The following is a 15,512-nucleotide window of genomic DNA, read 5'->3' on the forward strand; positions in this document are numbered from 1 at the left end:
AAAGCGCGCACTACAATACGAAACATTGATATAAAAAAGGGCATGTTGAACTCAAAATTCAACATGTCCTTTTTTAGTGATGCTATATTTAACATTTATCAAAATGTTGACGAGTCGCATGAGGAACCAGCACGAGCCAAAGACTGCAAGCTGAGTCAGTGTCCTAGGCAAATCAGTCTAAAATTACAGTGTTTTATTCCTCACATATGAAGTAAGTTAATCATTATTATATTTCTCATTTAATTGATGGATTAATCTTTTAAATTCAGCTTCTGATTTAAATTCAAAAGTGATGTTTCCTTTTTTATTATGTGTAGAAATAGAAACGGTTGAACCATATTGTTCTTTAAGTTGTCTTTCTTGTTGTTGAATAAACTTAGGTTTTGAAGCTGCTTTCTGTGTTTTCGTCTTTGTATTTTTTTCATTATAATTCTCATTTACGTATTGCTCTAAATAACGAACACTCCAAGACTCCCGGGAGACTTGCTTGGCGATTTGACGCATTTTTTGTACATCTTTTACAATTAATAAGGTACGTCCATGCGCACCAGATAGTGTACCTTCTCTTATCATATTCGATACGTCTTTAGGTAATTGTAGTAAGCGTAGCATGTTCGCAATATAAGGTCTAGATTTACTTAAACGCTCTGCAACTTCTTGTTGGGTTAGCTTTAAATCATCCATTAATTGACGATAGCTTTCTGCTTCTTCAATGACATTGAGATCTTCGCGTTGTAAATTCTCAATAATGGCAAGTTCCATCATATCTTCATCAGTTAGTGCTTTAACAATTGCGGGCACTTCTGTTAACCCTGCTATTTTTGCCGCTCGGTAACGTCGTTCACCTACTACAATGTGATAACCCGTAATAGTCTTTCTTAATACGATAGGTTGTAAAATACCGTGAAGTTTAATCGATTTTGCTAAGTCATTTAAACGTTCCTCATCAAATGTTTTACGTGGTTGATAAGGGTTCGCTTTAATAGTCGTTACTTTAACTTGTTGAATTTGAGCATCTTCTTCTAATTGTAATCTATGATCTTTTGAATTTTCGATTATCATACACCTACTTTCCTCATCCAATATCTCTTTACGTATTTAATATATTCACAGTATATCATCACTCTCATGACAGTAAATATACATGGAAAATAATTTGTTTAATCTAAATTTTCAGATAAGTTGTTGACAAAAAGTATTTTGGTGTGTAATCTAAGGTATATCAAATACGAATTGCACATACGAAACACAGTAATAGGGAAAGTAAAACTTACACTGCTGACACAGAGAGTCTTTGTTCGCTGAAAGAAGACACGGAAAGAAAGTTTGAAAATGGCCTTTGAGTGTTGATACCAATATGAGGTGTCAACGGGATCGCCCGTTATAGCGATACAGTATTAACATTTTGTTAAATGGCGTACTGGATTAAATCCACGCGTCGTATATTTCGTTAATACTCATTTTATTCATATAAGATGAGTTTTTTAATTTCAACGAAGATACGATGTCACTATTCAGTCTCTGTTGCCTATTCAACAATTTGGCGTACTGGATAAGGTTACTTTAGTGATAGAGTAACAAACAAAGGTGGTACCGCGAGCTAAGCTTTCGTCCTTTATATCCGATTATTCGGGTGTAAAGGACGGAAGCTTTTTTTATTTTTAAAAGGAGGTTATCTATTATGAAAAATACTGAACTGGCACAAATTGCTTTGTCACAAGATCATACAGGCGCAGTTGCAAATCCAATATATTTATCAACAGCATACCAACACCCTCACTTAGGCGAATCAACTGGTTACGACTATACAAGAACGAAAAATCCAACTCGTTCAGCATTTGAGGAAGCTTTTGCAAAACTAGAACGAGGTACTGCTTCATTTGCAACTTCAAGTGGTATGTCAGCCATTCAACTTATTTGTAACTTATTCAAAACTGGTGACGAAATATTAGTATCTTTCGATTTATATGGTGGCACATTTAGACTTTTTGATTTTTACGAGCAACAGTATGGTATTCATTTCAAATATGTAGACTTCCTTAATTATGAAGAAGTAGAACAAAGTATTACTGAAAATACAAAAGCACTATTTATAGAACCAATTTCTAATCCACAAATGATAGATGTTGATATTGATCCGTACTATATCTTAAGTAAAAAATTCAATTTACTAACAATTATAGATAATACATTTTTAACACCTTATCTTTCAACGCCACTCGAGGATGGTGCAGACATCGTCTTACATTCTGCTACAAAATATATAGGTGGTCATAACGATGTACTTGCTGGTGTTGTTACAGTGAATGACGATGCGCTAGCAGAACAATTAGCACAGTTACACAATATGATTGGTGCTACACTATCACCTTTCGATAGTTATTTACTACAACGTGGTTTAAAAACACTACACATCAGAATGGATCGTTCAGAATATAACGCTAAACTACTCGCAGAACGATGTAGTAACTTAGACGCAATTGATAAAGTACTTTATAGCGGACGCACTGGCATGTTGAGCTTACGTTTAAACAAAGCTTATAAAGCTGATAAATTCTTAGAACATTTAAAAGTTTGTTTATTCGCCGAAAGTCTCGGCGGTACTGAAACATTCATAACATTTCCATATACCCAAACCCATGTAGATATGCCAGATGAGGAAAAAGACAAACGCGGCATTGATGAACATTTACTTAGACTATCTATCGGAATTGAAAATTATGAAGATATTGAGAAAGATATCATACAAGCATTACAAAAATCTAACCAAGGAGTGATTTCATGAGTTTATCAAAAGAGACAGAAGTAATATTCGATGCACATAGAGGTACTGATTATGATTCGGCGAACCCTCCTTTATATGATTCTTCTACGTTTCATCAAAAAGTGTTAGGTGGTAATGCAAAATACGACTACGCACGAAGTGGTAATCCTAATAGAGCATTATTAGAAGAAAAATTAGCCAAACTAGAAGGTGGTAGTCATGCATTTGCTTATGCTTCAGGTATCGCCGCAATTTCAGCAGTATTGCTTACGTTAAATGCTGGTGATCACGTTGTCCTACCTGATGATGTTTATGGTGGCACATTCAGACTAACTGAACAGATATTAACACGTTTTAACATTCAATTTTCAACAGTAGATACGACAAACTTAAATGAGATAGAAGATGCGATACAAGACAACACAAAACTAATTTATGTGGAAACACCATCTAATCCATTATTCAAAATTACAGATATTAAAGGTGTAGCGCACATCGCCAAGCAACATCAACTCTTACTCGCAGTGGATAACACATTTATGACACCACTTGGTCAATCACCATTAGCACTTGGTGCAGATATCGTTGTTCATAGTGCAACGAAGTTCTTAAGTGGTCATAGCGACATTATTGCCGGTGTAGCGATTACCAATAATCAAAACGTAGCAGATGCACTTTATTTATTACAAAATGGCACAGGCACAGCATTATCCGCCCACGATAGCTGGACTTTAGCCAAACATTTAAAAACGTTGCCAGTGAGATTCAATCAATCTGTGGAAAATGCGCAACAACTTTATGAATTCTTAGCTCAGCGCGATGAAATTGCTGAAGTATATTACCCGGGAAATGACGACTTACATTTATCACAAGCACGTCATGGCGGTGCAGTATTAGGATTTAGATTGAAAGACGAAACCAAAGCACAAGCATTTGTAGACGCATTATCATTACCACTCGTATCTGTAAGTTTAGGTGGCGTAGAAACAATCCTTTCGCACCCAGCTACAATGTCACACGCAGCAGTACCTAAAGAAGTACGCGAAGAACGTAACATTACATTTGGATTATTTAGATTAAGTGTTGGTTTAGAATCTGCAGATGAATTAATTTCAGATTTAAATTACGCAATTAAGGAGGCTTTCAATGAGTCAACTCATCGACAAACTGAAGAACAACATATTAGTAGCTGACGGCGCTATCGGCACAATTCTTTACTCTGAAGGCCTAGATACTTGTCCCGAAGCTTACAACTTAACACATCCTGAGAAAGTAGCACATATCCATCGTTCTTATATTGAAGCTGGCGCTGATATTATACAGACCAATACGTATGGCGCAAATTTTGAAAAGTTAAAAGACTTTGGCTTAGAACATAAAGTGAAAGAAATTCATCAATCTGCTGTAAAAATCGCAAAAGAAGCTGCAAAAGATGACACATTCATATTAGGTACTGTTGGAGGATTTAGAGGCGTTAAACAAGAAGATTTAGGTCTATCTGCGATTCAATATCACACAGAAATTCAAGTGGATACTTTAGTAGAATCTGGCGTAGATGGTTTACTCTTTGAAACTTATTACGACTTAGAAGAACTTACAAATATTATAAAAGCGACAAAACGTAAACACGATATACCGATTATTGCGCAACTCACTGCTTTGAATACAAATTATTTAAGAGATGGTACAAAGATTAATACCGCGTTACAACAAGTAGCAGCAAGTGGCGCTGATATTGTGGGGTTGAATTGTCATCATGGCCCCCACCATATGCAACAGTCATTCTCACATATTGAGTTACCAGAAGGCGCATACTTATCGTGCTATCCGAACGCAAGTTTGCTTGATATCGAAAATAGCCAATTCAAATACAGCGATAACGCCGAGTATTTTGGCAATGTAGCACAGAAACTTATTAACGAAGGTGTTCGCGTCATTGGTGGTTGTTGTGGTACAACACCTGAGCATATTCAATTCATTAAATCATCCATAGCTAATTTAAAACCCGTAACAGATAAAAATGTCATACCAATCACAAAATATACAAGTACTTCATCTAAAAAAACACAATCTCAGAGCCTAACATCAAAGGTAAAGCAACGACCGACGATTATAGTTGAATTAGATACACCGAAGCACTTAGACACAGACACATTTTTCAGAAATATCAAAAAACTTGATGATGCCCATATCGATGCGGTCACATTAGCAGACAATTCTTTAGCAACCGTAAGAATTAGTAATGTCGCTGCAGCAAGCATTATTAAACAACAATACGATATCGAACCATTAGTGCACATCACTTGTCGCGACCGCAACCTTATCGGATTGCAATCACACTTATTAGGGCTATCACTACTAGACATCAATGAAATATTAACTATTACAGGTGACCCCTCTAAGATAGGCAACTTACCAGGTGCCACGAACGTATACGATGTAAACTCCAAAGGTTTAACCGAAATTGCATTACGTTTCAACCAAGGTATCAACACAGATGGTGATGCGCTGAAGACAAAGACAAACTTCAACATCGCAGGTGCCTTTGATCCAAATGTAAGAAAATTAGACGGTGCAGTAAAACGCTTAGAGAAAAAATTAGAAAGCGGTACGCACTACTTTATTACACAACCAGTTTATAGCACTGAAAAAATTAAAGAAGTCTATGAAGCAACCAAACATTTAGATGTTCCCTTCTTTATCGGGGTTATGCCAGTGACAAGTTATAATAACGCAATATTTTTACACAACGAAGTGCCTGGCATTAAATTATCAGAAGAAGTGTTAGAACAATTTGAAGCCGTTAAAGATGATAAAACAAAAACAAAAGAATTAAGCTTGAAACTATCCAAAGAACTGATTGACACAGTACATGAATATTTTAATGGCTTGTATTTAATTACACCATTCCAAAAAGTAGATTACACATTAGAACTTGCAGCTTATTCAAAATCAATTACTTCAACTAAACAGGAGGCAATATTATGACTATTAAAACATCAAACTTAGGTTTTCCAAGATTAGGTAGAAAAAGAGAGTGGAAAAAAGCAATCGAAGGTTACTGGTCTAAAAAATTAGATTTAGATACATTACACCAGCAATTAACAGATTTGCATAAAGAAAATTTATTACTACAAAAAAATTACAATTTATCAAGTATTCCTGTCGGTGATTTTTCACTTTATGATCATATTCTTGATACGTCTTTACTCTTCAATATTATTCCTGAACGTTTCCAAGGTAGAGACATAGATGATGATTTATTATTCGATATTGCTAGAGGTAATAAAGAACATGTTGCAAGTGCCCTAATCAAATGGTTCAACACAAACTATCACTATATCGTTCCAGAATGGGATCATGCAGAACCGAAACTTAATCACAATGTATTATTAGAACGCTTTAACTATGCAAAATCTTTAAACGTAAATGCACATCCAGTCATTGTAGGTCCAATTACATTTGTTAAATTATCTAAAGGCGGCGACCAATCTTTCGAAGAAAAAGTAAACACACTACTACCTTTATATAAAGAAGTTCTACAATCATTAAAAGATGCTGGGGCTGAATATATTCAAATCGACGAACCTGCATTAGTGACAGATGATAGTGCAGATTATGAAAGTATTACACAAGCAGCATATGCGTATTTCGCTGATGCTGGTTTAGAAAATCATATCGTGATACAAACTTATTTCGAACGCGTTAATTTAAAGTTTTTAAACAGCCTACCAGTTAAAGGGCTCGGCCTAGATTTCGTTCATGACCATAACTTTAACCTTGAACAAATTAAAGCTGGCGATTTTGATAAAAACAAAACACTTTATGCAGGTATTATCGATGGCCGTAATGTTTGGGCTGCCGACATTGAAGCTAAAAAAGAACTCATCGACACTTTACAAAATTACACAAATGACCTTGTTATTCAACCATCAGCGTCGCTATTACACGTTCCTGTATCATTAGATGATGAAACACTTGAAGATTCAATTGCCGAGGGTTTAAGCTTCGCTACTGAAAAATTAGACGAATTAGATGCTTTGAGACGCCTATTTAATGACAATGATGCTGAAAAATATGATGAATTAAAAGCACGCTATAATCGTTTCCAAAACCAATCATTTAAAAATCTTGAATATGATTTTGATAGCGTGCGCACTTCAAGACAATCTGCTTTTAAAGTACGTAAACAAGCACAAGACAAACGTCTTAATTTACCAGATTTACCAACGACAACAATCGGTTCATTTCCACAATCTCAAGAAGTACGTAAATACCGTGCAGATTGGAAAAATGACCGCATCTCAGATGAAGATTACCAATCATTCTTAAAAAATGAGATTTCACGTTGGATTAAAATTCAAGAAGATATTGGTTTAGACGTCTTAGTCCATGGTGAATTTGAACGTAATGATATGGTTGAATTCTTTGGTGAAAAACTACAAGGTTTCTTAGTAACTAAATTCGGATGGGTACAATCATACGGATCACGTGCGGTGAAACCACCTATCATTTATGGCGATGTGAAATGGGCTGAACCACTTACAGTGAAAGAAACGCTATATGCACAAAGTTTAACAGACAAGCCTGTAAAAGGTATGCTCACTGGACCTGTCACAATTCTGAACTGGTCATTTGAACGCGTAGACTTACCGCGTGAAGAAGTACAAAATCAAATTGCACTCGCGATTAATGAAGAAGTATTGGCGCTTGAAAATGAAGGCATTCAAATTATTCAAGTAGACGAACCTGCTTTAAGAGAAGGTTTACCGCTTCGTTCAGAATATCACGAAGACTATTTAAACAAATCTGTACATTCGTTTAAACTTGCAACATCTTCCGTGGCTGATGAAACGCAAATTCATACGCATATGTGCTATTCGCAATTTGGACAAATCATACATGCAATCTACGACTTAGATGCAGACGTGATTTCTATTGAAACATCTCGTAGCCATGGTGACTTGATTAAAGACTTCGAAGATATTACTTACGATTTAGGTATTGGTTTAGGGGTATATGATATTCATAGTCCGCGTATTCCGACTGAATCAGAAGTTACAGAAGCAATCCATCGTGCCTTACAAGAAATTGACCGTTCGCTATTCTGGGTCAATCCAGATTGCGGCTTGAAGACACGTAAAGAAGATGAAGTAAAAGAAGCATTAAGTGTCTTAGTAAATGCCGTTGATAAGTTACGAAAATCAACAAACACAGCAATAGTATAACGATTAAAAATGGTGGTGATACACATGAGTTATCCATTATGGGAACAATTAGAGCAATTAAAATCATCAAAGTGGGTCGATTTGACTCACACATTTGATGAAACCATTCCATGTTTCAGTGAATTTGAACGCGCTAAAGTTTCTACCCTGTTTAACGTAGCAGACGATGGCTTTTATGTTCAAAATTGGAATATAGTAAGTCAGTACGGCACACATATCGATGCACCTATTCATTTTGTGGAAAACACACGCTATTTACATGAATTAGATTTAAAAGAACTCGCTCTACCACTTGTAGTTTTAGATTTTTCACAAGAAGTAGCAGCGCATGCAGATTTTATCTTAACTCGCACACATATCAAACAATGGGAAGCAACGCATGGAACAATAGAACCTGGTACATTTGTCGCTTTACGCAGTGATTGGTCGAAACGTTGGCCAGACATCGAACAGTTCGAGAATAAAGACAGCAATGGCGACCTTCATTTACCTGGTTGGGGCCTCGATGCTTTAAAATACTTACTCGAAGAACGACAAGTCAAAGCCATTGGTCACGAAACATTTGATACAGATGCTTCGATAGATGTAGCCAAAAATGGTGATATTGTTGGTGAACGTTACGTCCTAGCACAAGATACATTTCAAGTTGAATTGTTGACGAATTTAGATCAACTACCCACACGAGGCGCCATTATTTACACGATTAGCCCTAAACCTAAAGACGCGCCAGGATTTCCTGTACGCGCATTCGCTATTACACCCTAATGGCTAAATCTTTAAAATATCATTAGATATACACGAGCACCCCAAACTTAAAAGCCTAGCTATTATAATGTACAAAGATATTAAGAAATTGAGCCCTTCTGATATCTCAACATCTCCTTTTAAAACATATAAATTATACCCCCAAATCATTGCCTACCAAAAATGATTTGGGGGTATTTATATGTGCACCTTTAAAGTTCATCCGCTTAATGTGCATTTGTCACCACTTAGTTAGCAATACTGACCACTTAATTAAACTATATAGTATTTAATGCTCATATTTGTTTTACTTAACTTAACAGGAGGCGTTGCATATGAAGGTGAGAGTTAAATACAACAATGAATTATCAGAAGATGAAGTTATCATACAAGCTAACGAAAATGCAGAAAATTTGCCGGATATCGTGCAATACATCAAACAATTATCCAACCGAAAAACATTTACTGGGAAATATAATGATGAAATTCACTTTATAAAACAGCGAGATATTATATGTTTCAGGATGGAAAATAAAATACTAACTATATATACATCGAATCAACAATTTACGCTGAACGAAAGACTATATACCATCAAAAAACAATTAAGTTCAAACTTCCTACAAATATCTAAATCAGAAATCATCAATATCGATTATATCGACCATTTGAAACTCAATAAAAATGGAACTATAGAAATTCGTTTTTCAAATGATGACTTCACATATTCTTCCAGAAGATACTTATCTATAATAAAGGAGGCTTTAAAACTATGAAAAGGATAATACATGGGGCAACTATAGGCGTTTCCATAGGCACAATGATTTCGTTATTATTTTCTTTTATTTTTTCACATACGCAATTTATGCCCGTTTCTCCAATATCGACGATGGGACGATTTTACTATGAACACTTCACTGAGTTACAGATTATGCTGATATCCGTTCTAATTTGGGCATTCATCGGTGTCACATTTAGTTTTGGTGAACTAATATTTTCACATACCCGCCTCTCAATTTTTAAAAAGACGGTGATTCACTTTAGTGTCATGTTGATAGTCATGTTTCCTTTAGGCATATTAGCAGGTTGGTTTCCACTCCGAATCTCGGTCATCATCGTATTTATTCTCATATATACAATGATTTACTTTATTATTTGGTTTATTGAAAGTAGGAGAGCGCAAAGAGATGTAAATGAAATAAACCAAATCATTTCAGAGAATCAAAAACATTAATCCTATTTCAATTAATTAATAAAGTAATTCAATGATGTTATGATTTAAGGACATGATGTTTACGCAAACCTCATACAATAAAAAAACGAGGTGAATGATTTGCAACTTAATGAAAACAATACCCCTTTTAATAGAGAACAATTGGAACTTATAAATCAACTTCTGCCAACATTATCTTCAAGCCAGCAACAGTGGTTGGGTAGTTATTTGGTAAATCCTGAAGAACAAGATGATCATACGACGTCATCAGGAGCAACTGCTGATTCAATACCTGAATCAACAACGACGGCTGAACCTTTAGAAGTAAATATTCTATTTGGCACTGAAACAGGTAATGCTGAAGAAGTTGCCGAGCAATTTGAAGCAAAATTAAAGGAACACAATTTAAATGTTCATTTGTCGGAGATGGATGATTTTCCGCTAGATGAACTGACAAATATAGATTACTTGTTTATCATATGCTCTACACAAGGCGTGGGTGAGCCCCCAATCAATGCGATAGATTTCCATGAGTTTATGCACAGTGATAAAGCCCCACAATTAGATGGATTAAACTTCTCTGTACTCGCATTAGGAGATGAAAGCTACCCCGATTTTTGTCAGGCAGGAAGAGACTTTGATGAAATCTTTGGTAAACTTGGTGGCCATCGATTAGCTGAAAGGGTAGATTGTGATTTTGATTTTGAAGAAGTAGCAGAACAATGGATCGCAGATATGCTAGAGCTATTGACCAACGTTTCGCCAAACACAGATTCAAATGATGTGATAGACGACGAAGTCACAATTGAAGAACCTCATGGTCAGTATTCCAAATCAAACCCATTTCAAGCTGAAGTGATACAAAATAATGTACTGACTGAAGCCAATGCAACACGCGAAGTCAGACATCTTGAATTGTCTCTTGAGGGTTATAACGAATCATATGAGCCTGGAGATAGTTTAGTAGTGATCCCTGAAAATGATCCTGCCCTTGTTGAACACTTTATCGATACTTTAGGCTGGGACGCTGAAACACTTGTTTATGTTGATAAAGATGAACAGCAACTAACATTAAAAGATGCATTGACACATCACTTTGAAATTTCAAAAATAACACCTGCATTAATGAGCAGTGCCGCTGAATTATTCAGTAACCCAATGTTAAATGCAAATGTTCAAAATAGTGATTGGATTCAAGATTATATTTATGGTCGAGATGTCATCGATTTGATTAAAGACTTTTCACCCGTATCACTTCAACCAAAAATGTTACCGCAATTATTAAGAAAGTTACCACCTAGAGAATATTCAATCGCAAGCAGTAACAACGTTAATCCAAATCGTGTACAAATCACAGTACGTGTCGTGAAATATGAAGCACATCGCCGTGAACGTCTAGGCGTTTGTTCCGTTCAACTTGCTGAACGTATACAACCTGGTGATCATATACCTGTTTATCTTAAAAAGAATCCAAACTTCAAATTTCCTTATGAAGAAACAACACCTGTCATTATGATTGGTGCTGGCACAGGCATTGCACCTTACAGAGCCTATCTACAAGAACGTGCACATTTAGATCTTAAAGGCTCACAATGGCTTATTTTTGGCAACCAAAATTATGATACAGACTTCCTTTATCAGAGTGATCTAGAGGGCTGGCTGAGTGACGGTGTACTCAGTAAATTAGATTTAGCTTTTTCAAGAGATACTGAAACTAAAATTTATGTCCAACATCGTATTGAAGATAATAGTGCTGAATTTTATAAATGGATGACAGCGGGCGCTACGATTTATCTATGTGGAAATAAAGATGAGATGGCTTCAGGTGTCCATCAAGCATTAGTGAATGTACTGATTAAACATGGTAATTACAGTCAAGATAGTGCAGAAGACTATTTAAGAGATTTAATTAAAAATCAACGTTATCAACGAGACGTTTATTAGTATGTATCAAGTATAACTAAGCACAGAATAATGATTTGATTCATATCAAAACCCCTTAAGCATTTATCTTACGCTTAAGGGGTTATTTATTACATATTCAAACTGCGATTATCTTACATATTCAAAGATACCAGCAGCGCCCATGCCAACGCCAATACACATCGTAACCATGCCGTATTTCGTATCTGGCTGTTTCTTCATTTCAGAAAGTAATCTTCCTACTAACATCGCGCCTGTTGCGCCAAGCGGATGCCCTAGCGAAATTGCACCGCCGTTAACATTCGTTTTCTCAATATCTAAACCTGTTTCTCTAATAGAGGCTAACGTTTGAGATGCAAATGCTTCGTTTAACTCAACTAAATCAATATCTTTAACATCCAAGTTTGCTAATTTCAATGCTTCTGGAATTGCATAAGCTGGACCAATACCCATTAATTTAGGATCTACGCCCACGGCTTTAAAGCCAACGAAGCGTGCAATTGGTTTCACGCCTAATTCTTTCACTTTTTCACCAGACATGACCACGACAAATCCCGAGCCATCTGTCAAGGGGGCCGAGGAGCCTGCGGTCACTGTACCGTCAGCCTTAAACACTGTAGGTAATTTAGCTAAAGTTTCCTTATTTGTATCTGGTCTGATTAATTCATCGTCTTTAAATACTTCTTTCGAAACGACTGGACCATTTTGATCATAAGTGACTTTATTCACTTCAATCGGTATAATTTCGTCATCAAATTTACCTTCTTGTTGTGCTCTTGTAGCACGTTGATGACTCTGTACTGCATATGCATCCTGGTCTTCTCTAGATACATTATAAGTTTCTGCTACCATTTCTGCAGTCAGTCCCATTGGATAAGAAACACCTGAATCTTCGTCCTGTAGAATCGGATTGTTCGTTGGTTCATTACCACCCATTGGTACTGCACTCATTAATTCAATACCGCCTGCTACAAGGATGTCTGCTTGATTCGCGTTAATCTGGTTTGCTGCATGCGCAATCGTTTGAAGTCCTGATGAACAGTAACGGTTGACCGTTTGTCCTGGTACTTCGTTTGGCATGCCTGCAAGTAATGCAATCGTTCTTGCAATGTTCTGTCCTTGCAAACCTTCTGGGAACGAATTGCCGACGATAACGTCTTCTACCATGCTAGGGTCAAATGAACCTCCAACTCTTTCTAATACACCTTTTAATACTTTTGCTGCCACTTCATCTGGTCTTTCGTGAGCCATCGCTCCATTCTTTGCCTTACCAGCTGCTGAACGTCCATAAGCTACAATATATGCATCTCGCATTTAAGTTCACCCTTTCTTTTTACTCTCAATTATTAATTGCGTAGTGGTTTTCCTTTTTCTAACATGTGTGAAATTCTGTCATACGTTTTTTTATTTTGTAAAAGTTCTAAAAATCTTTCTTTTTCAAGCGTCTGTAAATATCTTTGATTCACGTATGTGTTACGAGGAATGTCACCGCCTGCTAAAACTTCTGCCACTTTTAACGTAATTTCATAATCGTAGTCACTGATAAAGTTACCCATACGTTGTGCATCTAACTGACCTTCAGCTAATGCCTTAAAGTCTTTGCCTAAAGCAATGTATTGTGATTTTGGTGTAGGTACGTAATTTGTTTCTGATTCGTAACGTGCTCTATTTAATGCAACTTCGACACGTCTTTCAGCATTCAAGATCACAGTATCTGTCTCTCTTAAATAACCATATTTCACTGCTTCATATGCATTTGTTGAGACTTTTGCAAAACCAACTTGCATTAATATTTTAGTAATTGAATCTTGTTTATCATTATTTTTATGATTTGTGCGCAATACTCTATCCGTTAATTCTGCGAGTCCACCACCAGCTGGTAGTAACCCTACGCCTGTCTCGACAAGACCAATATAAGATTCACTTGCAGCAACCACAAATGGTGAATGAAGTACAAGTTCACAACCGCCACCTAACGCTCTGCCTTGAACTGCAGTAACAACTGGTTTCAACGCATGTTTCAGTCTAGTGAAAATATAATGTAGTTTTCCGACCATGTCACCTACTTCAGAGACAACTTTATTTTCTTCGTGTGCTTTTTTCATTTGATACAAATTCGCACCGACACTAAAGTTGTTGCCGCCTGCATAGATGACCATGCTACTGTAGTCTTCATCTTCTAATTTGTTAATAGATTCTAATAAATCATCAAGGAATCCGCCAGTAATCACATTGTTTTTACTTTGTAATTTTAATAGTAATTGATCTTTATGCGCTACTGATAAGTTAGAATCTGCTCTTTCCCAAATCTCTTGGTCAATATACTCTGCTACTGGTGTAACACGTTCAATCGATTCACCTTCACTATAGAATGCTTCATTGCGTTGCTCTATCCAATCTGGAAGTGATCCTAATTCTTCTTTCATGCGTGACTTCACACGTTCAAAGCCCATTAAGTCCCACAATTGGAATGGCCCTTGTTTCCAGTTAAAGCCCCATACTAAGGCGCGATCAATATCTTTAAAATCTGTTGCCGCTTTAGGTACATTAATCGCTGAATAATAGAAGTTATTTCTCAATGTTTCCCATAAAAATACGCCGGCATCATCTTGTGCATTAAAGATAACGTCTAAGTTAGAAGCCAAGTCTTTACTAAACTTACCTAAAATCTCTAATTGTGGTGGTTGCGGTGGCACATAATCATTTTGTTCTGAATCAAAGACGAAACGTTTTTTATCTACTTTTTTATAAAACCCTTGTTTCGTTTTATTACCTAATGCACCTTTTGCTGCTAATTTTTCCGAAAGTTTTACATCGTGGAAAAATGGTTGTTCATCTGGTACGTTTTGCATGCCTTTAATTACTGTCATAGCAATATCAAGACCAACTAAATCTGATAAACCATACGTTCCCATTTTTGGTCGTCCAATACTACGCCCAGTCAAAGCATCCACTTCTGTAATAGAAAAGTCTTGGTTTTCTGCTCTGTACATAATGTCATTCATCGTTTGTGTACCAACGCGGTTTGCCACAAACCCTGGGACATCATTTGCAACGATGACACCTTTACCTAATACGTCTTCTGCAAATGCTTGTACGCATTCCACTACTGCTTCAGACGTTTTTTCATTTGGAATCACTTCGACTAACTTCATAATGCGTGGTGGATTAAAGAAATGCATTCCGAAAAATCGTGCTTTATCTTTTTCTTCAAATACATCTGCAATCGATTCAATTGGAATTCCTGATGTATTCGTTGCAAATATAGCGTCAGCTTTTGCTACTTTTTTTACTTTATCCCAAACTTGATGCTTAATATCTACTTCTTCTTTTACTGCTTCAATATAAATGTCCGCATCATCTTGCTCAACCAAATCTTCATTAAAGTTGCCATAAGATAAATTTGAGGCAAAGGCTAAATCAAATAGCTGTGGGCGCTTTGGATTTGTTATGATTTCATATGCTTTTTTGGAAATTTTATTAGGTTCATGCTCATCAATCACAATGTCTAATAATTTTACTTTTAAACCTGCGTTGACAAGGAGCGCAGCGATTTGACTACCCATCGTACCTGCACCTAACACAGTTGCTTTTCTAATCGTCATACTAAAACCTCCAAATTGTTTTTTCTATAGTTTCA

General features: G+C 36.2%; 11 protein-coding genes and 1 other annotated feature. Of the genes, 8 read left to right on the top strand and 3 right to left on the bottom strand.

Translation table 11 applies throughout. From position 1 onward, the window contains the following. Positions 1–216 precede the first annotated feature (216 nt). On the bottom strand, positions 217–1,062 hold the full coding sequence (locus tag AAA453_RS00800; RefSeq protein ID WP_069814925.1) for a ParB/RepB/Spo0J family partition protein: 846 nt from the start codon (positions 1,060–1,062) through the stop codon (positions 217–219). 180 nt (positions 1,063–1,242) lie between these two features. Further along, positions 1,243–1,619 (top strand) — a binding site (T-box leader). A 62-nt stretch (positions 1,620–1,681) separates the two neighbouring features. Here AAA453_RS00800 and AAA453_RS00805 point away from each other — a divergent pair. The 8 genes from AAA453_RS00805 (at position 1,682) to AAA453_RS00840 (ending at position 11,893) form a co-directional block, all read left to right on the top strand. Continuing rightward, complete coding sequence (locus tag AAA453_RS00805; RefSeq protein ID WP_069814927.1) at positions 1,682–2,785, top strand: PLP-dependent transferase; 1,104 nt, start codon at positions 1,682–1,684, stop codon at positions 2,783–2,785. Beyond that, positions 2,782–3,957 (top strand): cystathionine beta-lyase MetC, encoded by a 1,176-nt coding sequence (gene metC, locus AAA453_RS00810; RefSeq protein ID WP_069814929.1) that lies wholly within the window; start codon positions 2,782–2,784, stop codon positions 3,955–3,957. Before AAA453_RS00805 ends, metC begins: the two co-directional genes overlap by 4 nt. After that, complete coding sequence (locus AAA453_RS00815; protein ID WP_427705609.1) at positions 3,911–5,752, top strand: bifunctional homocysteine S-methyltransferase/methylenetetrahydrofolate reductase; 1,842 nt, start codon at positions 3,911–3,913, stop codon at positions 5,750–5,752. Before metC ends, AAA453_RS00815 begins: the two co-directional genes overlap by 47 nt. Then, positions 5,746–7,992 (top strand): 5-methyltetrahydropteroyltriglutamate--homocysteine S-methyltransferase, encoded by a 2,247-nt coding sequence (metE, locus tag AAA453_RS00820; protein WP_427707030.1) that lies wholly within the window; start codon positions 5,746–5,748, stop codon positions 7,990–7,992. The genes AAA453_RS00815 and metE overlap by 7 nt, the downstream gene beginning before the upstream one ends. Before the next feature lie 24 nt (positions 7,993–8,016). After that, on the top strand, positions 8,017–8,757 hold the full coding sequence (locus AAA453_RS00825) for a cyclase family protein (protein WP_069814934.1): 741 nt from the start codon (positions 8,017–8,019) through the stop codon (positions 8,755–8,757). A gap of 314 nt (positions 8,758–9,071) precedes the next feature. Beyond that, positions 9,072–9,512 (top strand): LytTR family DNA-binding domain-containing protein, encoded by a 441-nt coding sequence (locus AAA453_RS00830; RefSeq protein ID WP_069814937.1) that lies wholly within the window; start codon positions 9,072–9,074, stop codon positions 9,510–9,512. Beyond that, positions 9,509–9,970, top strand: coding sequence for a DUF3021 domain-containing protein (locus AAA453_RS00835; protein WP_069814938.1), 462 nt, complete (start codon positions 9,509–9,511; stop codon positions 9,968–9,970). Before AAA453_RS00830 ends, AAA453_RS00835 begins: the two co-directional genes overlap by 4 nt. Positions 9,971–10,069: 99 nt before the next feature. Beyond that, a complete protein-coding gene (locus AAA453_RS00840) occupies positions 10,070–11,893 on the top strand; it encodes an assimilatory sulfite reductase (NADPH) flavoprotein subunit (RefSeq protein ID WP_427705612.1) in 1,824 nt (607 codons plus the stop codon). 108 nt (positions 11,894–12,001) lie between these two features. Here the strand turns inward: AAA453_RS00840 and AAA453_RS00845 are convergent, their stop codons facing one another. Continuing rightward, the gene (locus AAA453_RS00845) at positions 12,002–13,186 is read right to left on the bottom strand and encodes a thiolase family protein (RefSeq protein WP_069826325.1); all 1,185 of its coding nucleotides are present in this window, start codon (positions 13,184–13,186) and stop codon (positions 12,002–12,004) included. A 32-nt stretch (positions 13,187–13,218) separates the two neighbouring features. Beyond that, positions 13,219–15,477, bottom strand: coding sequence for a 3-hydroxyacyl-CoA dehydrogenase/enoyl-CoA hydratase family protein (locus tag AAA453_RS00850; protein ID WP_427705615.1), 2,259 nt, complete (start codon positions 15,475–15,477; stop codon positions 13,219–13,221). Positions 15,478–15,512: the final 35 nt, after the last annotated feature.

The sequence above is a fragment of the Staphylococcus parequorum genome (genome assembly GCF_039237145.1).
In the GTDB taxonomy this organism is placed as follows: domain Bacteria; phylum Bacillota; class Bacilli; order Staphylococcales; family Staphylococcaceae; genus Staphylococcus; species Staphylococcus equorum_A.